Source organism: Lysobacter soli, from assembly GCF_009755585.1.
In the GTDB taxonomy this organism is placed as follows: Bacteria; Pseudomonadota; Gammaproteobacteria; order Xanthomonadales; family Xanthomonadaceae; genus Lysobacter_J; species Lysobacter_J soli.
Genome location: NZ_CP046603.1, coordinates 934338 through 957756 on the forward strand (window position 1 = coordinate 934338; position 23419 = coordinate 957756).

Consider the following 23419-nt stretch of genomic DNA (forward strand, 5'->3'; position numbering starts at 1 on the left):
CCTTCGATCATGGCATTGCGGCGACAATGGGCCATGCCGTCCGCGATGTGGGGGTGGTTACTTTTCAGGCAGCACGATGAAGTCTATGGATCCGGCGGAGTCTAGTCACGCCAGTGTCAGCAATGCGTTACGCCAGGCCCGGCGCGCCATCGATGGTGCGCTGAGTCGCGACCGTGGCCGGCTGCATGGATTGTGGTCGCGATGGAGCGGAAAACCCGGCGACGAGCGCGCGCGCGATGCCTTCGCGACGGCGCTGGCGGCGTCCGTGGCCCAGCGCGAAGCCCGAACCGTCGCGCTGCCCGCGGCACCCGTCGACTCGAGCCTGCCCATCGCCGCCAAGGCCGACGAGATCGTCGAACTGATCCGCGCCCATCCGGTCGTGGTCATCGCCGGCGAAACCGGTTCGGGCAAGACCACGCAGCTGCCGAAACTGTGCCTGGCCGCGGGCCGCGGCGCCGCGGGCATGATCGGCTGCACCCAGCCGCGCCGCATCGCCGCGCGCGCCGTAGCGCGCCGCGTGGCGGAGGAACTGCAGACGCAGCTCGGCGGCGCGGTCGGCTACCAGGTGCGCTTCACCGAGAACGTCGGCGAGCAGACCGCGGTCAAGTTCATGACGGACGGCATCCTGTTGGCCGAGATCCAGTCCGACCGCTGGCTGTCGCAGTACGACACCATCCTCGTCGACGAGGCGCACGAACGCAGCCTCAACATCGACTTCCTGCTCGGCTACCTCAAGCAGCTGTTGCAGAAGCGAAAGGACCTGAAGGTCATCGTCACCTCGGCGACGATCGACACCGAACGCTTCGCCGCGCATTTCGGCGATGCACCGGTGGTGAACGTGGAAGGTCGCAGCTACCCGGTGTCGGTGCGCTATCGCCCGTTGGAAGGCGAGGGCGAAGACGACGGCGACCGCACCACCAACGACGGCATCGTGGCCGCGTGCGACGAGATCACGCGCGAGGATCCGCGCGGCGACGTGCTGATCTTCCTGCCCGGCGAGCGCGAGATCCGCGACGCGCACCTGTCGCTGGAACGTCGCAAATACCGCGAAACCGAAGTGCTTCCGCTGTACGCGCGCCTGTCGGTGCGCGACCAGGACCGCGTGTTCAATCCCGGCCCGAAACGCCGCATCGTGCTGGCGACGAACGTCGCCGAAACCTCGCTGACGGTGCCGCGCATCCGCTACGTCGTCGATCCGGGCCTGGCGCGCGTGAAGCGTTACAGCCCGCGCGGCAAGCTCGATCGCCTGCACATCGAGCCGGTGAGCCAGGCCAGCGCCGACCAGCGCAAGGGCCGTTGCGGACGCATCAGCGAAGGCACGTGCTATCGCCTGTATTCCGAAGCCGATTTCGAATCGCGGCCGCGCTACACCGATCCGGAAATCCGCCGCGCCGCGCTGGCCGGCGTGATCCTGCGCATGCTGTCGCTCGGGCTGGGACGCATCGAGGAGTTCCCGTTCCTCGAACCGCCCGATCCGCGCGCGATCGCCGACGGCTGGCAGCAGCTCGCCGAACTCGGCGCGGTGGACGAACAGCGTCGCCTGACGCCGATCGGCAAACTCATGTCGCGCCTGCCGGTAGACGTGAAGCTCGCGCGCATGCTCGTCGCTGCGAACGAGCACGGCGTGCTGCGCGAGATGCTCGTCATCGCGTCGTTCCTCGGGATCCAGGATCCGCGCGAGCGTCCCGCAGACCAGCGCGCCGCGGCCGACAATGCGCACGCGCAGTTCGCCGATCCGAAGTCGGAGTTCGTCGGCATCATCAAGTTGTGGAACGCCTACAACACCGCGCACGAGGAACTGACGCAGTCGAAGCTGCGCGGCTGGTGCGAGAAGAACTTCCTCGGCTTCCTGCGCATGCGCGAGTGGCGCGAGCTGCATCGCCAGCTCAAGCTGATGGCCGAAGAACTCCAGTGGAAGGAATCGCGCGCGGCGCTCAACGAGCATGGCGCGCTGGATCAGTCCGCGTACGCCACGCTGCACAAGGCGCTGCTCGCCGGCTTGCCGACGCAGATCGGCACGCGCAGCGACAAGGGCTTCGACGGACCGCGCGGCCGCAAATTCCAGCTGTTCCCCGGCTCGCCGTTGGCGAAGAAACCACCGCCGTGGGTGCTGTCGGCGACGCTGCTCGACACCGAACGCGTCTGGGCGCTGACCAACGCCGCGATCGAACCGGACTGGGCGATCGCCGAACTGTCGCATCTGCTGTCACGGCGCCAGCACGATCCACGCTGGTCGCGTTCGCAGGGCCGCGTGATCGGCAGCGAGCAGATCAGCCTGTTCGGGCTGGTGCTCGCGCCCAAGCGCCCCGTGCACTATGGCGCGCTGTTTCCCGAGGAAAGCCGGACGATCTTCGCGCGCGATGCGTTGGTGACGGGCGAGATCAACACGCGCAGCCAGTTCCTGCCGCGCAACCTCGCCACGCTCGCGAAGGCGCGCGACGAGGAAGCCAAGCAGCGTCGCAGCGGCCTGGTCGTCGACGAGGAATGGATGGCGCAGTGGTACCTCGACCGCCTGCCTGCGCACGTGCACAACGCGCAGGCGCTGGACGCGTGGTACGCCAAGCTGCCGCAGCCCGAGAAGGCCGCGCTGGAATGGTCGCTGTCCGACCTGATGATCGGCGACGAAAGCGACGCGGTGCGCTTCCCGCCGTATCTCGCGCTGGGCAACGTGCGACTGGAAGTGAAATACCGCTTCGAGCCGGGTGCGACCGACGACGGCATGACGCTCGCCGTTCCGCTGCACCTGCTCAACGCGCTGGATGCGGTGCGCCTGACCTGGCTTGCGCCGGGCTTCGTGCAGGACAAGGCGGCGGCCCTGATCAAGACGCTGCCCAAGACGCTTCGCCGCAACTTCGTGCCGGCACCGGACTTCGCGCGCGCGTTCCATGAAGCGCACCAGCAGCCGTCCGCGGACACGATCACCGGCGAGCTTGCGCGTTTCCTGCACCGGCTCGGCGGCGTGGCGGTGGCCGGGACCGACTTCGACGAATCCGCGCTCGAACCGCACCTGCGCATGAACCTGCGGTTGTTCGATCGCGACGGCAAGACCGTGCTGGCCGAATCGCGCGACCTGGACGACCTGCGCGCGCGCTTCGGCGAGCGCGCGGCAGCGGCGTTCGCGGCGAAGGCGGCCGACGGACTGGCGCAGCGTGGACTGACGACGTTTCCCGATGCACCGATCCCCGCGTCGGTGCCCGGCGCGGGCGGCGTGCCTGCGTACCCTGCATTGCACGACGATGGCGACAGCGCATCGCTGCGCGTGCACGCCGAACGCGACGTCGCGCTGCGCGAACACCCGCGCGGCGTGCGCCGCCTGCTGGCGATCGCGTTGGCCGACAAGCTCAAGCAGGCGCGCAAACAACTGCCCGTGACGCCGAAGATGGGGTTGCTCTACGCCTCGATCGAAGCCGCCGCGCCGCGCGTGGACGGCTTGAAGGAAGGCGATCGCCTGCGCGCGGACCTGGTCGATGGTGCATTCGCATCGATGACGGACGACGCTGCAGTCGGCGATGTCCGCGATGCCGCGACCTTCGCCGCGCGCCGCGACGCCATCGGCAAGCAGGTCTTCGGCGATGCGATGGAACGGCTCCGGCAGGCCGAGACGATCCTCGCGGCCGTTGCCGAAGCGCGCGCCAAGCTCGAATCGCCGCTGATGGGCTGGGCGAGCGGCAACCTCGACGACATGCGCGCGCATCTTGCGACGCTGACGCCGCCGGGTTTCCTGCGTAGCGTTCCGGCCGACGCGTTGCGCGAGTACCCGCGTTACCTGAAGGCGCTGGCCTTGCGTGGCGAACGCGCGCTGCGCGATCCGGTACGCGATCAGGCGCGCATGCTGGAACTCAAGCCGTTCGCCGATGCGCTGGCCGATGCCGTGCGAAGCGGCGAGGCCGATGCGTCCGACTGGCAGGCGCTGCGCTGGGATCTGGAAGAACTGCGCGTGTCGCTGTTCGCGCAGGAGCTGGGCACGCGTGGCGGCGTATCGCCGAAGAAACTGGCGCAGCGGCTCGCGCAGCTGCGCCGCTGAGGCGCGTCAGTCGACGCGCTGCACCTTGATCGGCGGCGTGCCGTCGTCCATGCGCAGGTACCACGCACCGAGCATGCCGGGCGCGATGGTCACCTTCGCATCGGTGATCGGACGCGGGAAATTCACGCCCGAATCGACCACGCGCCAGCGCTGGCCGTTGTCGAGCAGCAGCGTCTGGCCCTGCGTCCACGCGCGCGAGGATCCGGGCACGACGGCAACGACCGTCTGCGCCGGCGTCCGCTTGGGACGCATGCCGGCCTCATCCTGCGTGCGCTGCACGTCGGCGGCGCGAAGGTCCGCAGCGCGGTCTTGGCTGAGCAGCGTGTTCAGCAGCGCCAGCTGTTCGGCCGAAAGCGAGTCGAGGCCCGTCGCGCGCAGTTGCTCCGCGCTCAGGCGCTTTTCGATGGGAACCCACGTGCGTTCGCCGGCTGATGCCGGCAGGGCGAGCAGTACCGCGATGGCGAGGAGCAGGCAAAGCAGGCAACGACGCATCGGTTCATCTCACGGCGGGTGGACAGGTCGCGCGCCAGTCCGGCGCGCGATGACGTTGCGTTTTACTTGACGCGCTGCACCTTCGCGCGCGTGTTGTAGCCGTCGACCGCTAGGTACCACGCGCCGCCAAGCAGGCTCGGGGTGATGCGGACCTTCGGGTTGTCGAGCTTCGCGCTCAGCGAGGCCTCGTCGATCTGCTGCCACACCTGCCCGTTGTCGAGCGTGTACTGGCGGCCCTTGCCGAAGCCGGTGAACGCACCGGTGATGGCGGCGGCGACCGGATCGCGCGACTCGCGTTCCGTGAGGCCGCGGCGATCGTCGCCCGATTCCTGTCGTGCACCCTCGACGGCCTTGGCGGTCTCGACTTCCAACTTGCCTTCCAGCCACGCATTGAGGTTCGCCAGTTCGGCCGCGGACAGCTTGTCCAGCCCGGATGCCTTGAACTGCTCGTAGGACATCTGCTGTTCGATCTTCTGCTGCGCCAGGGCCGAGGTGGCCAGCGGCAGCAACGCGGCGAGCGCGAGAAGGCGGGCGGGGGCGATGCGGGTCATGCGCTGTTCCTCCAGTCGGTTGCGGGCTAGTGTAGACCGTCCCTGCGACATCGAACCCCCACGTCCCCCCGTTCCCCGCGCAATGGCAACACCGTCTCCCACGCCACATCCGGCGCTGGCGCATCCCGCCAGCGCGGGCATTCCCGCGCCGCTGCACCGCGCGATGCAGCAGGCTGCGGCGACGGCGGGCACGGACGGCGGCGATCCGCCGGATGTCGTCGAGAGCATGCTCGACGCGCTGGCGCTGCTCGGCGCCGATGGCGACTCCGCGGCGGCGGCAATCCTTCACGCCTATCCGGCCTGGGAACAGGCACTGCGTCCGCGCATCGAGCGCGATTTCCCCGGCATCGCACCCCTGCTGGAAGGCCAGCGCGCCGCCGGACAGGTGTGGGAGCTGCACGCCCAGCGCCACGGGCAGGCCGGCAACGAAGGCCTGCGCCGGCTGCTGCTGGCGATCGTCCGCGACCTGCGCGTGGTGCCCATCCTGCTGGCGCGCCAGCTGGCACGCATGCGCCACGCCGAACGCCTGCCGGAAGACGAACGCCGCGAACTGGCGATGCTCACGCGCGACATCCACGCGCCGCTCGCCAATCGACTTGGCATCTGGCAGTTGAAGTGGGAGCTGGAAGACCTGGCATTCCGCTACCTGGAGCCCGCGACCTACCAGCAGATCGCGCGGCTGCTCGACGAGAAGCGCGCCGATCGCGAGCGCTACATCGAACAGGTCAAGCGCACGCTCCGCGAGGCGATGGCCGCGCAGGGGCTGGCGGCGGACATCGCCGGGCGCCCGAAGCACATCTACAGCATCTGGAAGAAGATGCAGCGCAAGAACGCGCCGATCGGCGAGCTGTACGACCTGCGCGCCGTGCGCGTGCTGGTGGCCAGCCTCGCCGACTGCTACGCGGCGCTCGGCGTCGTGCACGCGACGTGGACGCCAATCCCGAGCGAGTTCGACGACTACATCGCGCGTCCCAAGCGCAACGACTACCGCTCGCTGCACACGGCGGTGATCGGCCCGGAAGGCAAGACGCTGGAAGTGCAGATCCGCACGCATGAAATGCACCGGCAGGCCGAACTCGGTGTAGCGGCGCACTGGAAGTACAAGGAAGTAGGCAGCCACAGCGCCGATGCGGCGTTCGATCGCAAGATCGCGTGGATGCGCCGCCTGCTGGAAAGCGGCGGCGACGCAGGGCGCGAAGAAGCGTCGCTCTCGGGCGAATTCGACACCGAACTGGTCGAGGACCGCATCTACGTGCTCACGCCGAAGGGCGAGGTGATCGACCTGCCCACCGGCGCCACGCCGCTGGATTTCGCGTATCACGTGCACACCGAAGTCGGGCATCGCTGCCGCGGCGCGAAGGTGGACGGACGCATCGTGCCACTGGACCACAAGCTGCGCACCGGCGATCGCGTCGAGATCCTCACCGCCAAGACGGGCGAGCCGCGCCGCGACTGGCTCGTCGCCGCGAACGGATTCCTCGCGAGCGGACGGTCGCGCGACAAGGTGCGCGCGTGGTTCCACAAGCTCGACCGCGCGCGCAACGAAACCGCCGGCAAGGAACTGCTCGACAAGGAACTGCGCCGCCTTGGTCTGCTGGGTGCGGACCTCGCGCCTGCGCGGGAGAAGTTCAACCTCGCCACCGACGGCGAGGTGTACGTGCAGGTCGCGCTGGGCGATATCGGTCCGCACCAGGTCGGTCGCGCGCTGCTGGAGCACGAACGCGCCCGCGAAGCCGCACAGGCCGCTGCTACCGCGCCCGCGACGACCACGCACATCACCACGCCGCCGGCGCCCCGGCACACGCCGCGACGGAGCACCGATTTCACGGTCGAAGGCGTGGGCAACCTGCTGGTTCAGCTGGCGCGTTGCTGCCTGCCGCTGCCGGGCGAGCCGATCGTCGGCTATCTCACCCGCGGCCGCGGTGTGAGCGTGCATCGCCCCGATTGCACCGCCTTCGAGCGCCTGGCTGCCGCCCAGCCGCAGCGCGTGTTGCCGGTGGAGTGGGGCCGCGCCGGCAGCGGGTACGAGGTCGACGTCGAAGTGCTCGCGCTCGACCGCAAGTGGCTGCTCAAGGAAGTGACCAACCTCATCGCGCAGGGCAACGCGCACGTGGTCAGCATCCGCAGTGACAGCGAGCGCAACGGTGCGCGCGTCCGCCTGCGGCTGCGCCTTCGCGTAGGTGACTACGGGCAGCTGTCCACGCTGCTGGGCAAGCTGTCTGCGCTTCCGGGCGTGGAGCACGCGCAGCGCCGCTGAACGCGCGTACAGGACGCGACGGGCCGACGACCGCACGGGCGTTATCCTTGCGCCGTGAGTTCCAATACGCCCCGTGACCCCAACTCGGACCCCTGGCACGGCCCGCTCGGCGACGATGCGGCGCCGGCGCGTGGGCGCATCGAGCCGACGATGGGCGCCGAACCGCGCGAGGAAATGGGCGGCTGGGAGGTCGATGATTTCCGCGCGGGTCCCGGTCGTCGTCGTCCGATCACCGAACCGCCGAAGCCGTCGCGCCCATGGTCCTGGGTCGTCGCGATGCTCGCGCTCGCGGCGTTGGGCGCGGGCCTGTTCGTGCTGCGCCAGCCGCTGTCGGACATGCTCTGGCCCGAAACGCGCGTGCAGCAGCTCCAGGCCGAGGCCGCACGCGCATTGGCGGAAGGGCGCCTGACGTCAGCGGACGGTCGAGGCGCCCGCGAGCTGTACGCCGCCGCACTGGCGCGTGATCCCGATCGCGCCGAAGCGCGCGAGGGCTTGGCGAAAGTCGGCGAAGCCGCGCTTGTCCGCGCGGACAAGGCGATGGCGGCGCGGCAGTACAAACAGGCGCATTCGTTCGTCGCGCTTGCGCGCGACATGGCGGTGCCGCGCGCGAAGGTCGACGCCCTCGAAAAACGCCTGCGTGCACGCGAGGCCGCGGAAGCCGGCGTCGATACGCTGCTCGCGCAGGCCGCCGCCGCGCGCCTGGCCGGCCAGCTGGACGGCAACGACCACGCGGCGCTGCCGCTGTACCAGCAAGTGCTCGCACTGCAGCCCTCGCGCGTTGAAGCGCTGGAAGGGCGCGAGGACACATTGGCCGACCTGCTCCAGCTCGCGCGCACGTCGCTTTCGCGTGGCGAACTCGCGGAGGCTTCGTCGCGCATTCGCCGCGTGCAGGCGGCCGATCCCGGCCACGTCGATTTGCCCGACGCGCTCGCGCAACTGGCACGCGCGGGCGAAGAGCAGCGCAAGCGCGCCGACCAGGCCCTCCAGCGCGGGCGCCTGGACGACGCGTTGCACGGCTACCTCGCCGCGCTGGCAGCGATGCCCGACGACACGGCCGCCGAACGCGGCCTCATGCACGTGGCCAACACCTACGCGGAGCGCAGCGAGCGCTACGCGGCCGACTTCCGCTTCGACGACGCCGAGGCCGCATTGCGCGACGCGCGCGCGATCGCGATGGACGCACCGGGCATCGCGCAGGCCGAGCAGCGACTCCTGCAGGCGCGGCAGACGCAGCAGCGTTACGGTCAGCGCGAGCCGACCGCGCAGCGTACGCGCCGCATCGACCAGTTGCTCGCCGATGCCTCGCAGGCCGAAGCGCGCGGGGACCTGCTCACGCCGCCGGGCGAAAGCGCCTACGACAAGCTGCGCGCGGCGCAGGCACTGGCCCCGCAGGATCCGCGCGTGCGCGGTGCAATGGCGCGGCTGCTGCCCGCCGCACGTCAGTGTTTCGAAGACGAACTGCGCGGCAATCGCCTGCGTCGTGCGCGCGAATGCCTGGATGCGCGCGCCGCACTGGAAGGCGAGAGCGCCGCGCTTCGCGATGCACGCAGGCGACTGGCGCAGCGCTGGATCGCGGTGGGCGACGAGCGCCTCGGCGCGGGCGAACTCGGCGCGGCGCAGGCCGCGCTCATCGCCGCTCGGGAACTCGATCCGCAGGCGATCGGACTCGGCGAATTCGCCGACCGCCTGCGCGCGGCATCCGCGGCGAACTGAAACGCGCTACCTGCGTTCGAGCAACACGCGCCGTACGACCTCGCGCGCCGCGTCCAGCGAGAAATGCCGCTCGACGTTGGCGATGCCGTTGTGCGACAGCCTTTCCCAGAGCGCCGCGTCCGTATAAGCGCGCACAACGGCATCGGCGAAGGATTGCGGCGTCTCGCCCACCAGCACGTCCTCGCCATCGCGCAGGTGCATGCCTTCGACCGCAGTTGCCGTCGCGACCACGGGCTGGCCGTGCGCCATGCTCAGGTTGACCTTGCCCTTCACGCCCGCGCCGTAGCGCAGCGGCGCGATCGCGATGCGCGCGCCGTCCATGTACGGGTCGATGTCGGGAACATGTCCATGCACGATCACGCCGGGCTGTGCGGCGAGCGTCGCGATCTCCGGCGGTGCATCGCTGCCGATGCAGTGGAACTGCACGTCCGGCAGTCGCGCGCGGATCAGCGGAAACACCTCGCCGACGAACCATTGCACCGCATCGACGTTCGGCGGATGGCGGAAACCGCCGACGAACACCAGGTCGTGTCGCTCGTCGAACGGCAGGCCGCGACCGTGCACGTGGTGCAGGTTCGACACGATGTCGACGTGCGCGCCGGGTGCGTCCTTCGCGAGCAGGGTGCGCTCGACATCGCTCACCACCAGCGTGGCGTCGCTGCGCGCGATCATCTCCAGCTCCAGCGCCTTCGTGCGCTCGGACGCGCGCTTCAGCGCGGCGTCGTTGGCGAGCTCGGCGCCGCGCCGTTCGCGCAGGTAGTGCAGGTCGACGGTATCGAACACCAGCTTTGCCTGCGGCGCGAAACGCCGCACCAGCGGCAGCCATTCGCGCAGGACGTAGTGGCGGCAGACCACGATGGTGTCGAACGAGGCGCCATGACGGGCCATCCACTGCGCTGGCGTCGCAGCGAACGGCGCGTACCAAGTCTCGACGCCGAGATGCTGCAGGCGTTGCGTCGCGCTGCCTGCGTGGTTGCCGTCGGCGGGATAGAACGCAACGTGCGCCCGCTCCTGTCGCAGCAGCCGCATCAGGTTCACCAGGCGCAGCGAGGCCGAATCGCGATCGGGCAGCGGCGTCGCGCTGTCGACGATCAGGACGCGTCGCTGCGCACGCGCGGTGGCCGCAAGGTGCGGCGTCGTCTGCGGCGATGGCTGCTGTTCCAGCATTTGCTGCCACTTTTCCGCGAACACGTGGCGATTGCGCACCTGGTACGCCTTCACGCCCTTGCTTACGTCCACGCCCGCGGTGACGCCTTCCATGTGCACCACGCGCGACTGCGGCTGGTACACCACACGTTCGCCGGCGGCGCGAACCGCGAAACCCAGGTCGGTGTCCTCGAAGTACGCCGGCGCGTATCGGCGATCGAAACCGCCCACGCGCTCGAACAGCGGGCGCCGGATCGCAAGGGCGGCGCCGGAGCAGTAGTCGGCATCGCGAACGTATCCGTAGCGCGGATCGTTCGGGCTCTCGAAGCGGCCGTAGTTGTGCGCCGAACCATCGGAAAACACGATGCCGCCGGCTTCCTGGAGCCGGCCGTCCGGATAGACCAGCTGCGCGCCGACGAGGCCAACGCCGGGCTCGTCATCGAACGTCGCCAGTAGTGCATCGAGCCAGCCCGGTTGAGGGATGGTGTCGTTGTTGAGGAAGACGAGGAACTCGCCGCGCGCCTGAGCCGCGCCATCGTTGCAGGCGGCGATGAAGCCGCCGTTCTGCGCACGACGGTAGTAGCGCACGCCATCGACCTGCGCGAGCGCGGATTCGGTTTCGTCCGAGGAGCCATCGTCGGACACGACGATCTCGATGGCGGCGGCCGGCGCATGCGCCGCAATCGCGCGCAGGCAGGCCAGCGTGTGCGCGAACTGGTTGTAGACGGGGATGATGATGCTCGCGACCGGCTGGTCGGAATGCGGCACGTCGAACGGGGCGAACGGCTCGGACTGCGGCAGGTACAGCGACGGACGCTGCTCCATGGGCACGGTATGGAACTGCCTGACGACGCGTTCCCACGAGGCACGGATCCCGCGGGTACGCAGGCTTGCGAGCCCCCGGCGAAGAAGGCCGGTTCCCCGGTCGTAGAAGAACCGCACCTCGGTCCAGCTCAGGCCCATCGGATCATCGTCATTGCTGAAGGAACTCCCTAACGCGAACTGCGCCCTGCTTCCCGTCTTCGCGGGCCCGTGGGCGGGCTGCGCTAGACTCGCGGGCACGAGGGCGCAGCCCCGCCATTGTCCCATGCCGTGGCCCGAATCCAGTACGACGAAGACGACAACGACGACATCGACCAGCCCGAGACCCCGCAGTGGCGTCGGCGTCTGGTCATCTGGGTGCTGGCGGCGGTCGGCCTCGGGCTGGGCTTCCTGATTCCCTATACCCTCTACCTGAACCATGAAGTCGGCGAGCGCTTCGGCCAGCTGAAATGGCAGATCCCGACGCGCGTCTACGCACGTCCGCTGGAACTGGCCCCGGGGCGCACGCTCGACGCGGCCACGCTGAAGACCGAACTGGATGCGGCCGCCTATCACGAGGGAGATGGGACGCGTCCGGGCACTTACGCGCGCAACGGCGGACGCTGGACGATCTCCAGTCGCGGCTTCCAGGATGTCGACGGCCAGGTGCCCGCGCGGCGCATCGAAGTCGCGCTGTCCGGCAGCAAGGTCGCCTCGGTGCGCGACGCCTCGGCCAAACGCGCGCTGAAGTCCGTCCGCCTGGACCCGGCGCGCATCGCCACGCTCTACGGGCAGAAGAACGAGGAGCGCCGCCTCGTGCGCCTGCGCGAGGTGCCGGAACTGCTGGTCACCGGCCTGCAGGCCGTGGAAGACCGCGACTTCAACAGCCACCACGGCATCGACGTCAGCGGCATGGTCCGCGCCGCCTTCAAGACCGCGACAGGCAGCACGCAGGGCGCCAGCACGCTGACCCAGCAGCTCGCGCGCAGCGGCCTGCTCGGCATCGGCCGCGAACGCACGATCAGTCGAAAGGGCAAGGAAATCCTGTACGCCCTGCTGATCGAAGCGCGCTACGACAAGGGCACGATCCTCGAGGCGTACTTCAACCAGGTTTACCTCGGCCAGCGCGGCGCGCAGGCCATCCACGGCGTCGCGGCCGGTTCGGAGTTCTGGTTCGGACGCGATCTGTCGGACCTGAGCACCGAACAGATCGCGCTGCTGATCGGCATCGTGCGCGGCCCGTCGTACTACGATCCGCGCCGCAATCCCGAACGCGCGCTGGAACGCCGCAATTTCGTGCTCGGCGAGATGCACGAAACGGAACTGATCAGCGATGCCGAATACCAGCGCGCGCTGAAGGCGCCGCTGGGTGTCACCACCGATCCGGGCAGTATCGCCGCGAATCGCTTCCCCGCGTACATCGACCTGATCCGACGCCAGCTCGCGCGCGACTATCCTGCTGACGCGCTCGCCGGCGCTGGCCTGAGCGTGATGAGCGGCATGTCGCCCTCGGCGCAAGCGATGGCAGAAGGCGCGGTCGCGCGCACGCTCAAGGGCCTGGACAACAAGCGCCGTCCGCCGCTGCAGGCCGGGCTGGTGGTGACCGACGTGCACAACGGCAACGTCGTGGCCGTTGTCGGCAGTCGCAGCGTCGCCGAGCACGGCTTCAATCGGGCGGTCGAAGCGCAGCGTCCGGTCGGTTCGCTGCTCAAGCCTTTCGTGTACCTGCTGGCGCTCGCGCAGCCGGGCAAGTATTCGCTGGCCAGTTGGGTCGACGACTCGCCGGTGACCGTCGCGCTGGGCAAGAACAAGAACTGGAATCCGGGCAACTCCGACGGCCGCAGCCACGGCACGGTACGCCTCATCGATGCGCTGGCGATGTCCTACAACCAGGCGACGGTCCGCGTCGGCATGCAGGTCGATCCGGAGCGCATCGCCGGCCTGATCCGCACGCTCGCCGGCATCGAGGCCACGCCGAATCCGGCGCTGATCCTCGGCGCGGTCGACCAGAGCCCGTACGCGATGGCGCAGCTGTACCAGTTCCTCGCGTCGGGTGGCGAAATCCAGCCGCTGCATGCCGTGCGCGGCGTCCTCGACGCGAACGGCAAGGCGCTCAATCGCTACGACAAGGAACCCGCGCCCGCGCAGGAAGGCGACGCCATCGCGGCGCGGCTGATCACCATCGCGCTGCAGCAGGCGGTGTCGAACGGCACCGGCACGCAGCTCGTGCGCGACGGTCTGGGTCGTCTGTCGCCGGCAGGCAAGACCGGTACGTCGAACGACGGCCGCGACAGCTGGTTCGCCGGCTGGACGGGCGACCACCTTGCGGTGATCTGGGTCGGCAACGACCAGAACAAGGAAACCGGCCTGTACGGCGCCACCGGCGCGATGCGCGTGTGGTCGGCAATCTTCTCGCGCCTGCCCACCGCGCCGCTGGAAGTGGGCAACAAGGGCATCGACTGGCAGTGGACGATCGGCTCCAACACGACCGACCCCGATTGCCCCGGCGCGCGTCGTTTCGCGTATGTGTCCGGTTTCGCGCCGGCGTACGCGCCGTGTCCGCAGCCCGAGCCGGTGGAAGAGGAAAGCGGCGGCTGGCGCGACTGGTTCGGCATCGGCAAGAAGGAAGAGGAGGGCCCGCGCGAGCAGGCGCCGCCGCAAGAGACCCCGTAATGACGTATTCGTACCTCCCCCGCATTGCTTTCACCACGCTGGCGCTGGCCGTCCTCGCTGCCTGCACGAGCACGCCGCCGGCCCCGCCGGCGCCGAGCATCGATGGCGTCGCGGCCGTCACCGCGGTCCGCGCCGCCGGCGGCGCGGCCAGTACCGAGCTCGACGTGCAGCCGATCCGCGATCCGCAGGTCGACGATCTGCGCGAGGACGCGGAACGCCTGGAAAAGGCCGGCCAGTACGCGCAGGCCATCGAGGCGCTCGACCAGGCGCTGCAACTCAACCCGGACGATCCGGCGCTGCTGCAGGAACGCGCCGAAGCCGCGCTGCTGGTGAAGGATCTCGCGGGCGCCGAGCGCTACGCGAAACTCGGCATCGAGCGCGGTTCGAAGGTCGGCCCGCTGTGCCGTCGCCACTGGGAGACCATCGCGCAGGTGCGGCAGGTGCGTCCGGTTCCGGTGGAAGTCCCCGGCGAGACCGTCGCCGACGCGCGTCGCGAGCGCGACGCCTGCACCGTCGCGGCGCCGGCGCGCTACTGAGCCTCGCCCTTCCGGCGAGTCCACCCGTCGCCGGCTAGAATAGGTCCGTGCCGCGGCGTCGCCGCGGATTCCCGTGATCGGCAGGTGTCGTGAGTGGGGCGGCCACGTGGAATGGCCGGATGCGCGGACCTCGCGCGCGCCACCACAGGAACCCGTCGAGATCATGCAAGCCCCGGCGCCATCGCCAACCGAACCCCGCCTCGACGACGTGTCTTCCGACGCAGGCTCCGTCGAGGCGCGCTCCGTCGACGCGCGCGTGCCGAGCCGGCTGGCGCAGGCGAGCCGCGAGGCGCTTTCGGAAGGCGGCGAACTGGCGAAGAACATCCCGTCGTTTTCCTCGCGCCCGGCGCAGCTGGACCTGGCCGCGGCCGTCGCCGACGCCATGGATCGACGCGGCACGCTGCTTGCCGAAGCGGGCACCGGCACCGGCAAGACGTTCGCGTACCTCGTGCCGGCACTGTTGTCGGGCAAGAAGACCATCGTCTCCACCGGCACGCGCGCGCTGCAGGACCAGCTCTACCATCGCGACCTGCCGCGCGTGCGCGACGCGCTCGGCGTCGGCCTGAAGACGGCGCTGCTCAAGGGTCGCGCGAATTACCTGTGCCACTACCGCATGCGGCAGGCGCAGGGCGAGCCGCGCTTCACGTCGCGCGACATGGCAGCGCAGTTCCAACGCATCGTCGCGTGGTCCAGCCGTACGCGCATGGGCGACATGGCCGAACTCGACGCGCTGCCGGAAGACTCGCCGCTGCTGCCGATGGTCACCAGCACGGCGGAAAACTGCCTCGGCAGCGAATGCCCGTTCTTCAACGACTGCTTCGTCGTGCAGGCGCGCCAGCGTGCGCAGGCCGCCGACCTTGTCGTCGTCAACCACCACCTCCTGCTCGCCGATCTCGCGCTGAAGCAGGAAGGATTCGGCGAGATCCTGCCGGGCGCGCAGACGTTCGTCGTCGACGAGGCGCACCAGTTGCCGGAACTCGCCGCGCAGTTCTTCGGCGAAGCGCTCAGCGCACGGCCGCTGGTGGAACTCGCGCGCGATGCGCTGACCGAATGCAAGCAGGTGCCGTCCGCACTGGCCGCGGTGCAGGAACCGGCGCGCGCGCTGGAGCAGGGTGTGCGCGCGTTGCGTGCGGCGATGGACGAATTGCCGGTGCGCGGAACGCGACGTCGCGCGGCCGAGGACGCCAATGTCGAGGCCGCGTTCGATGCGCTCGATGCTGCGCTGCGCGCGTTCCATGCAGCCGTCGTGCCGTACGCGTCCGCGTCGCCGGGTTTCGATGCGTGCGCGGCGCGTGCGGTGGAATTCGAAGGTCGCCTGAAGCGTTGGCGCGATGGCGAGGACGTCCCGGTCGACGAGGACGAGGAAAACGCTGATTCGGTCGAAACGACGGAGTCGGCTGACAGCGATGCCAGGCCCTCGCGCAAGCACGCCGACGAAAGCGTGCTCTGGTACGAACTCACCGCGCGCGGCTTCCGCCTGAGCCGCACGCCGCTGGATGTCGCCGGCCCGCTGGCGCAACACCGTGCGCGTTCGCAGGCGGCGTGGATCTTCACCTCCGCCACGCTCGCCGTTGGCGGGCGCTTTGAACACTTCGCGATCAAGCTTGGCCTGTATCTCAAGGGCGAGGACCCGCCGCACACGCTGCTGGTGCCCAGTCCGTTCGATTGGGAAACGCAGGCGCTGTGCTACCTGCCGCGCGGACTGCCCGAGCCGATCGTGCGGCATTACAACGAGAGCATGATCGACAAGGTCCGGCCGGTGCTCGAGGCATCGAACGGCCGCGCGTTCGTGCTGTTCGCCTCGCATCGCGCGCTGCGCGAGGCGGCCGAGCTGCTGAAGGATGGCCCGTGGCCGCTGTTCGTGCAGGGCGAAGCGCCGCGTGCGGTGCTGCTCGAACGCTTCCGCGCGTCGGGCAACGGCGTGCTGCTGGGCGCGGCGAGTTTCCGCGAAGGCGTGGACGTCGCCGGCGATGCGCTCAGCGTGGTGGTGATCGACAAGCTGCCTTTCGCCGCGCCGGACGACCCGGTGTTCGAGGCGCGCCTGGACGCGATCCGCCGCAACGGCGGCAATCCGTTCCGCGACGAGCAGCTGCCGCAGGCGGTGATCGCGCTGAAGCAGGGCGCAGGCCGCCTGATCCGCAACGAGAACGATCGCGGCGTGCTGGTTTTGTGCGATCCGCGTTTGACCAGCAAGACCTACGGCAGCGTCTTCCTCAACTCGCTGCCGCCGCTGCCGAAGACGCGGCGCGTGGAAGACGTGGCGGCGTTTTTCGAGGCGGCGCAGGCGACGGGCGGCTGACGCAGGGCGCTTGGCATGCAGGGCTGTGCTGAAGGCGGGAATGCATCGCCCAGGCGCGTCATGCTCGACAAGGCGGTGAGGGACCGGACGGCTGGATTCCCGCCTTCGCGGGAATGACGATCAAAAGCGGTAGGCTCTTCCCGAATCCCGAATCCCGAATCCCGAATCCCGAATCCCGAATCCCGAATCCCGAATCCCGAATCCCGAATCCCGAATCCCGAATCCCGAATCCCGAATCCCGAATCCCGAATCCTGCGAAGACTCCATGAAACTCCTCGCCTTCGAAACCTCCACCGAAGCCCTTTCCGTCGCGCTGTCCATCGACGGCGACGTGCGTGAGCGGTTCGAACTGGCGCCTCGCCGGCACGCGGAACTTTCGTTGCCCTGGGCCGAGGAACTGCTCGCCGAGGCAGGCGTGAAGCGATCGCAGCTCGATGCGATCGCCGTCGGCCGTGGTCCGGGCGCCTTCACGGGTGTGCGGTTGGGCATCGCGTTGGCGCAAGGGATTGCGCTCGCGCTCGATCGGCCGGTCGTTCCGGTGTCGACGCTTGCTGCGCTGGCGGTGCGTGCAGACACTGCGAGCGCGAGCGCATCGCGTGTACTCGCCGCGATCGACGCGCGCATGGGCGAGGTGTATTCGGCGGCCTTCGAAGTGCAGGGAGGCGACGCACGTGCGTTGAGCGAGGAACGCGTCAGCGCGCCCGGCGATGTCGTGGTGCCGGGCGAGGAGGGGGAGTGGCTCGGCGTTGGCACCGGATTCGGCGCTGCCGAAAATGCCTTGTCGCAGCGGTTCGCGGCGCGTTTCACATCGATCGACGCGTCGCAGCTGCCGCATGCCGCGGACGTTGCGCGTCTTGCGGCGAAGGCGTTCGTGCGCGGCGAGGCCGTCGCTGCCGAACGCATCGAGCCTGCCTATCTCCGAAACAACGTTGCGCTGACGCTGCGCGAGCAGCAGGCATTGCGGGATTCGAAGCGCTGATCGGAGCGCGGGTGCACGCGAGGCCAGGTCTGCGCTGGCTTCTAAGTTCCGTCATCCCGGCGCAGGCCGGGAGCGAGGCTGTCACGGTGTCGCTCGACAATCACTCATCGGCCAAGCGACCCGCCTGGTCCCGGTCTTCGCCGGGATGACGATCCAATCAAACGCCGATAAGGATCAATCGTCGAACGGATCACTCGTCGACCAGCGTCCCGCCCGGAAGGAAGTTCCACGTGCGCGTGACGTGCAGGATGTCCGGGTTTTCATCGGTGCGCGGCAGCGGCGGGTAGGGCTCGGCGAGCTTCGCGATGCGCAGCGCCGAAGCATCCAGCAGCGGTATGCCGCTGGTGCGCACGATGTCGGCCCGTTCGACCGAGCCATCGCGACGGACCGCGACGCTGATCACCACCTGCCCGGCAAGCCGGCGGCGCCGCGCTTCGTCGGGATAGTTCAGATTGCCCACGCGCTCGACGCGATCGACCCAGTCGCGCAGGTAGCCGGCCCACGCGTATTCCTGCGTGCTGGCCGACACGAACTTGCGCGAAGGCCGCTTCGCGTAGCGCTCCGAACGCATGTGGATCTCGGCCGCCAGGCGCGCCATCTGCATGTCGCGCTCGATCTTTTCCTCACCGCGCGGCAGCGGACGTTCGCTCGGCGACGGCGTGCTGCGCGGCGTCGGCGTCGCGGTTTCGCCGCGCGTGCTGGCGACCACGCGCGCCTGCGGTGCCGGCTGCGGCGCGGGCGACTGCGCGCGCAACGTGCGCGGCGCGATGCCCGTGGCCGCCTGCGGCAACGGACCGGACTGCGCTTCGCGCGGACGCGTGCTCTTGTCGTGTTCGCCGCCGCCCTGGTTATTCGCCTGCGCGAGGAAATCGGCCTGCTTGGGCGTGAGTGCGCTGGTCGTCTGCGTGAGGATCACGTCGAGCGTCGGCATCACCGGCGCCGCCGTTTCCAGCGTCCAGCCCACGCCCAGCAGCACGATGCCGTGCACCAGCAGCGACAGCACGAACGTCGCGCTGACGCGCCCGTTTCCGGTGGATTCGTAGGGAGTGGCAACTGCGGCGTTCATGCCTTCGAAGCGTACGCGTTCTGTGCGATGGCCGGATCGGATCCTCGTCGGGATTTCACGCGCCCACCCTGCGTTCGATCGCGTCGAACAGCAGTCCGGCGATGTTGATGCCGAACTGCGCGTCGAGTTCGCGGATGCACGTCGGGCTGGTGACGTTCACTTCGGTGAGGTAGTCGCCGATCGCGTCCAGGCCGACGAACAGCATGCCGCGACGCTTCATTTCCGGGCCGACCTGCGCGGCGATCCAGCGGTCGCGCTCGCTCAGCGGACGGCCTTCGCCGCGCCCGCCGGCGGCGAGATTGCCGCGGAATTCGTCGCCCTGCGGAATGCGCGCCAGGCAGTAATCCACCGGCTCGCCATCGACCAGCAGGATGCGCTTGTCGCCGTCGGTGATCTCCGGCAGGTAGCGCTGCGCCATCGCGAGGCTGTGGCCGCCCTGCGTCAGGGTTTCCAGGATCACGTTGAGGTTCGGCTCGCCGGCATGCGCGCGGAAGATCGAACGCCCGCCCATGCCGTCCAGCGGCTTGAGCACCGCGTCGGTGTGTTCGTTGACGAAGGCCTTCAGCGCCGCGGGATCGCGACTCACCAGCGTCGGCGGGCAGCACTGCGGGAACAGCAGCGCGGCGAGCTTCTCGTTGTAGTCGCGCAGGCCCTGCGGGTCGTTGACGATCAGCGCGCCGGCATCCTGGGCGAGGCCGAGGATCTGCGTGTCGTGGATGTATTCGCTGTCGACCGGCGGGTCCTTGCGCATCAGCACGACCTGGCCGCGGCCGAAGTGCAACGGCGCGAAGTCGCCCAGTTCGTACCAGCCGTTCTTGTCGTCTCGCACCTGCAGCGGGGCGACGATCGCCTGCGCCTTGCCGTCGCGGACGGACAGCCCGCCGGGGCGGACGTAATGCAGCCGGTGCCCGCGACGCTGGGCTTCCAGGAGCATGGCGAAGGTGGAGTCCTTGGCGATCTTGATCGACCCGATGGGGTCCATCACGACGACGATGTCGAGCGGCATGGCGTTGGCGGGGGCGAGGGTCGGGCGATGGTAGCAGGGGGCGGGAGCACGGCGGTGCGCTGGCCTTCCTGGGCAAAAAACGGTTCGTCCGGCGTCGTCGACCGCGCGCCCGACTACTGAGACCCGTGTCCCGGCTTGAAGCCCGGGTGCTCGGAAACGTCACTTCTTTCCGGTATATGCAATGCGCGTGCCCAACATCGTCGCGTGACCGCCCCCGGCGGTCCCACCAGCACGATCCGGATGCGGACCGGCCCGGCCGGCTCCGCGGCGCATTCAGCTTGCCCGCAGAAAACGCTGCTTGACAGCTTCCGCGCGGCTTGGAATAAAGGCGACTGGCGAAGTGCACGCACACGGCGGCATTCGCATGGGGGAATTCGAAAATGCTAGACGAGGTCCGCAACGGCAGCCTCGGCGGTCTGAAGGTCATGGTCATCGATGACTCGAAGACGATCCGCCGAACCGCCGAGACGTTGCTCAAGCGCGAGGGCTGCGAGGTGGTGACCGCCACCGACGGCTTCGAGGCGCTGGCGAAGATCGCCGATCAACAGCCGCAGATCATCTTCGTGGACATCATGATGCCGCGGCTGGATGGTTACCAAACCTGCGCGTTGATCAAGAACAACCACCTGTTCAAAGGCACTCCGGTCATCATGCTGTCGTCCAAGGACGGCCTGTTCGACAAGGCACGCGGTCGCATCGTCGGCTCCGAGCAGTACCTCACCAAACCATTCACACGCGAAGAACTGCTCGACGCGATCCGCACGCACGTAAACGCCTGACCGGGGGGTAGGGCACAAATGGCACGTATTCTTCTGATCGAGGACTCGCCGACCGACACGGCGGTCCTGACCCAGCTCCTGGAGCGCAACGGACATCAGGTCCTGGCCTCGGGCAATGCCGAGGACGGCATCGAGACCTGCAAGCGCGAGAAGCCGGACCTGGTGATGATGGACGTCGTGCTTCCGGGCATGAACGGCTTCCAGGCGACCCGCGCGCTGTCGCGCGACGCCGACACCAGCACCATCCCGGTGCTGATCGTCAGCACCAAGGGCATGGACACCGACAAGGCCTGGGGCATGCGCCAGGGCGCGCGCGACTACATCGTCAAGCCGCCGCGCGAGGACGAACTGATCGCCCGCATCAACGCCCTGCTGGGCGCCTGAGGCGGGACCGCGATGCTGCAGTCGCCCTTCGACGTGCTGGTGGACTACGAGCGCCGCAGCCTGGCGCACGTGGTCGGCCTGCCCGAACAGCTCGACGCCCCCGGCCTCTGGCGCGGCGTGGGCTATCGCATCGGCGCCCGCCGCCTCGCGTCGGGGTTCGGCGAGGTGCTGGAAATCCTGCCGCTTCCGCAGGTCACCCAGGTGCCGGGCGCGCAGCCCTGGCTGCTGGGTCTGGCCAACGTGCGCGGCAACCTGCTCCCCATCGTCGACCTCAAGCAGTTCCTTGAAGGCGAGCGCACCGTCCTGCACGAGAGCCAGCGCATCCTGCTCGTCCGCCAGCCCGGCGGCGACGTGGCGGTGCTGATCGACGAGCTCTACGGCCAGCGCAGCTTCCACGAGCAGCACCGCATCGAACTTTCGCCCGAGCAGGCCGACGACGAAGCCGTCGCCGCGCTGACGCAGGGCCGTTACGCGAACTTCGTCGAGCGCGGTTACCGCCTCGACGCACACACGTGGGGCATCTTCAGCCTGGACAGGCTTGCCCGCACTCCCGAATTCCGCCAGGCGGCGTCCGACATGCCGCACCGCATCAGCAACGTTGAGGTTCAACCATGAGCACTGTTATGGATAGCGCTGCCGGCAAGGGCCGCAATCTTGGCGTCAACACCTGGCTGATCGTGCTGGGCGTCTCGGTGCTCATCTTCGGTTTGAACACCGGCTACGCAACATGGAAGGCCGCGCGCCTGGGTGGTGCGAGCTCCTCGGCTTCTGACTTGCAGGTGAACTCGCAGAAGCTCGCCGTGCAGGGCCAGGAAGCGGTGAGCGGTGACGCCGCCGCGTTCGCCGCGTTCAAGGAAACGCGTTCGGCGATCGTGCAGGATGTCGAGCAGCTCAACGCAAACTTCGGCGGCACCGCCGGTGTGTCCGGCCCGATCCAGACGGTCACCAGCACCTGGGCGCCGCTGGGCAAGAGCGCCGACCAGGTGGTCGCGTCCGAAAAGGCCGTGCTGGCGCTGGCCGGCAACGCCGACAGCTTCTCCAGCCGCGTGCCGCAGCTGCAGGCGCGACTGGACGAGCTGGTCCGCGCGATGTCGGCGTCCGGCTCGCCGTCCTCGCAGGTCTACATCGCCCTCCGCCAGGTCGTGCTGTCGGGCAAGATGGCCGAGCGCATCACGCAGATCCGCGCCGGCGGCAGCGGCGCCGCCCTCGCCGGTGAAGCGCTGGGTCGCGACGCGGCGGTGTTCGGCAACGTGCTGACCGGCCTGCGCAAGGGCGACGCCGCCTTCGGCGTGACCCCGCTGGGCAACGCCAACGCCATCGCCGCCCTCGGCCAGGCCGAGACGCTGTGGCTGGAAATGAAGAAGGACCTGGACGCGATCCTGTCCTCCTCGCAGAACCTGTTCGCCGCGCAGGCCGCGGCCGAGTCGATCACCGGCGGCTCCAACAAGCTGCTGACCGACAGCCAGGCGCTGTTCCGCGCCTTCACCTCGTTCGGCTCGGTGCGCAGCACCAACCCGATCGGCCACATCCTGGTGTCGATCGTCTCCGGCCTCATCGCGCTGTTCGCGATCGTGTTCCTGGTCGTCTCGCTGAACAGCCAGCAGAAGAAGCGCTACCTGACCACGAAGGAACTCAACGACCGCAACCAGGAGGCGATCATGCGCCTGCTGGACGAAATGGGTTCGCTCGCAGAAGGCGACCTGACCGTGAAGGCGACCGTGACCGAGGACATGACCGGCGCGATCGCGGACTCGATCAACTTCGCCGTCGAACAGCTGCGCAGCCTGGTGCAGACGATTACCGACACCTCGGTGCAGGTCGCCGCGAGCGCGCAGGAAACGCAGGCCACCGCCATGCACCTGGCCGAGGCCGCCGAACACCAGGCGCAGGAAATCAACTCCGCCTCCAGCCGTATCAGCGAAATCGCGGCGTCGATCAACCAGGTGTCGCGCAACTCGGCCGAATCGGCGGACGTGGCGCAGCGCTCGGTGCAGATCGCGACCAAGGGCGCGGGCGTGGTGCGCCAGACGATCGCGGGCATGGACAGCATTCGCGACCAGATCCAGGAAACCTCGAAGCGAATCAAGCGACTGGGTGAGTCGTCGCAGGAAATCGGCTCGATCGTGGAACTGATCAACGACATCTCGGAACAGACGAACATCCTCGCGCTGAACGCCGCGATCCAGGCGGCCTCGGCGGGTGAAGCGGGCCGCGGCTTCGCGGTCGTGGCCGACGAAGTGCAGCGACTCGCAGAACGCGCATCGAACGCGACCAAGCGAATCGAAACGCTGGTCCAGACGATTCAGTCCGACACCAACGAAGCGGTGTCCTCGATGGAACAGACCACGTCCGAAGTGGTCGCCGGTGCGCGACTGGCCGAAGACGCGGGTACGGCGCTGGGCGAGATCGAAAAGGTCTCGAGCGACCTGTCCAACCTCATTCAGGGCATTTCGAGCGCGGCGCAGCAGCAGTCCAGCGCGGCATCGAACATCACCGCCACGATGAACACCATCCAGTCGATTACCGCGCAGACGTCGCAGGGTGCGAACCAGACCGCCGCGTCGATCGGAAACCTGGCGCAACTGGCCGCCGACCTGCGCCGCTCGGTCGCCGACTTCAAGCTGCCGGCCTGACGGGCGGATCGGAACAAGGTCGGTCACGATGAACAGCTTCAGCCCCGGATGGCGCCTCGGCCGCAGGTCGCGCCACCTTG

Annotated in this window: 16 protein-coding genes; 11 read left to right on the forward strand and 5 right to left on the reverse strand. The window is 68.9% G+C overall.

Annotation, left to right across the window (positions count from 1 at the left end; genetic code table 11):
* Nucleotides 1–85 precede the first annotated feature (85 nt).
* Nucleotides 86–4024 carry an ATP-dependent RNA helicase HrpA gene (gene hrpA, locus GOY17_RS04275; RefSeq protein WP_198173909.1) on the forward strand — a complete coding sequence of 1313 codons (3939 nt, stop codon included), beginning with the start codon at nt 86–88 and terminating at the stop codon, nt 4022–4024.
* 6 nt (nt 4025–4030) lie between these two features.
* On the opposite strand, the gene GOY17_RS04280 is transcribed toward hrpA, so the two are convergent.
* Both GOY17_RS04280 and GOY17_RS04285 read right to left on the reverse strand, forming a co-directional pair.
* The gene (locus tag GOY17_RS04280; RefSeq protein ID WP_157029462.1) at nt 4031–4516 is read right to left on the reverse strand and encodes a hypothetical protein; all 486 of its coding nucleotides are present in this window, start codon (nt 4514–4516) and stop codon (nt 4031–4033) included.
* A gap of 62 nt (nt 4517–4578) precedes the next feature.
* Nucleotides 4579–5067: a hypothetical protein gene (locus tag GOY17_RS04285; RefSeq protein WP_157029463.1), complete on the reverse strand. Its 489-nt coding sequence runs from the start codon at nt 5065–5067 to the stop codon at nt 4579–4581.
* Between the two features lie 82 nt (nt 5068–5149).
* Here GOY17_RS04285 and GOY17_RS04290 point away from each other — a divergent pair, with 82 nt between their 5' ends.
* Together GOY17_RS04290 and GOY17_RS04295 are read left to right on the forward strand one after the other, a co-directional pair.
* On the forward strand, nt 5150–7324 hold the full coding sequence (locus tag GOY17_RS04290) for a RelA/SpoT family protein (protein ID WP_157029464.1): 2175 nt from the start codon (nt 5150–5152) through the stop codon (nt 7322–7324).
* Nucleotides 7325–7474: 150 nt separating this feature from the next.
* Entirely contained in the window at nt 7475–9037 is a 1563-nt protein-coding gene (locus GOY17_RS04295; RefSeq protein WP_232338525.1) for a tetratricopeptide repeat protein, read from the forward strand.
* Nucleotides 9038–9043: 6 nt separating this feature from the next.
* Here the strand turns inward: GOY17_RS04295 and GOY17_RS04300 are convergent, their stop codons facing one another.
* Complete coding sequence (locus tag GOY17_RS04300; RefSeq protein ID WP_157029465.1) at nt 9044–11146, reverse strand: glycosyltransferase; 2103 nt, start codon at nt 11144–11146, stop codon at nt 9044–9046.
* Between the two features lie 129 nt (nt 11147–11275).
* Between GOY17_RS04300 and mrcB the strand changes: the two genes are divergently transcribed.
* From mrcB to tsaB, 4 genes are all read left to right on the forward strand, one after another.
* Entirely contained in the window at nt 11276–13657 is a 2382-nt protein-coding gene (gene mrcB / locus GOY17_RS04305; protein ID WP_157029466.1) for a penicillin-binding protein 1B, read from the forward strand.
* Nucleotides 13657–14193, forward strand: a complete 537-nt coding sequence (locus GOY17_RS04310; protein ID WP_115843706.1) for a tetratricopeptide repeat protein — start codon at nt 13657–13659, stop codon at nt 14191–14193. Before mrcB ends, GOY17_RS04310 begins: the two co-directional genes overlap by 1 nt.
* A gap of 208 nt (nt 14194–14401) precedes the next feature.
* Nucleotides 14402–16492: a DNA repair helicase YoaA gene (yoaA, locus tag GOY17_RS04315; protein WP_232338526.1), complete on the forward strand. Its 2091-nt coding sequence runs from the start codon at nt 14402–14404 to the stop codon at nt 16490–16492.
* A gap of 265 nt (nt 16493–16757) precedes the next feature.
* Nucleotides 16758–17471: a tRNA (adenosine(37)-N6)-threonylcarbamoyltransferase complex dimerization subunit type 1 TsaB gene (tsaB, locus tag GOY17_RS04320; protein WP_157029468.1), complete on the forward strand. Its 714-nt coding sequence runs from the start codon at nt 16758–16760 to the stop codon at nt 17469–17471.
* 190 nt (nt 17472–17661) lie between these two features.
* Here the strand turns inward: tsaB and GOY17_RS04325 are convergent, their stop codons facing one another.
* Both GOY17_RS04325 and gshB read right to left on the reverse strand, forming a co-directional pair.
* Nucleotides 17662–18537 carry an energy transducer TonB gene (locus tag GOY17_RS04325; RefSeq protein ID WP_157029469.1) on the reverse strand — a complete coding sequence of 292 codons (876 nt, stop codon included), beginning with the start codon at nt 18535–18537 and terminating at the stop codon, nt 17662–17664.
* Nucleotides 18538–18592: 55 nt separating this feature from the next.
* Nucleotides 18593–19543 carry a glutathione synthase gene (gshB, locus tag GOY17_RS04330; RefSeq protein ID WP_115843700.1) on the reverse strand — a complete coding sequence of 317 codons (951 nt, stop codon included), beginning with the start codon at nt 19541–19543 and terminating at the stop codon, nt 18593–18595.
* A 380-nt stretch (nt 19544–19923) separates the two neighbouring features.
* On the opposite strand from gshB, the gene pilG reads away from it, so the two are divergent.
* The 4 genes from pilG to GOY17_RS04350 are packed head-to-tail and all read left to right on the forward strand — an operon-like array spanning nt 19924 to nt 23339.
* Nucleotides 19924–20322 carry a twitching motility response regulator PilG gene (gene pilG, locus GOY17_RS04335; RefSeq protein ID WP_115843698.1) on the forward strand — a complete coding sequence of 133 codons (399 nt, stop codon included), beginning with the start codon at nt 19924–19926 and terminating at the stop codon, nt 20320–20322.
* A gap of 18 nt (nt 20323–20340) precedes the next feature.
* Nucleotides 20341–20706 carry a response regulator gene (locus tag GOY17_RS04340; protein ID WP_115843696.1) on the forward strand — a complete coding sequence of 122 codons (366 nt, stop codon included), beginning with the start codon at nt 20341–20343 and terminating at the stop codon, nt 20704–20706.
* Between the two features lie 15 nt (nt 20707–20721).
* Complete coding sequence (locus tag GOY17_RS04345) at nt 20722–21321, forward strand: chemotaxis protein CheW (RefSeq protein WP_198173910.1); 600 nt, start codon at nt 20722–20724, stop codon at nt 21319–21321.
* Nucleotides 21318–23339 carry a methyl-accepting chemotaxis protein gene (locus tag GOY17_RS04350; protein ID WP_115843692.1) on the forward strand — a complete coding sequence of 674 codons (2022 nt, stop codon included), beginning with the start codon at nt 21318–21320 and terminating at the stop codon, nt 23337–23339. Before GOY17_RS04345 ends, GOY17_RS04350 begins: the two co-directional genes overlap by 4 nt.
* The last annotated feature ends 80 nt before the right edge of the window (nt 23340–23419 follow it).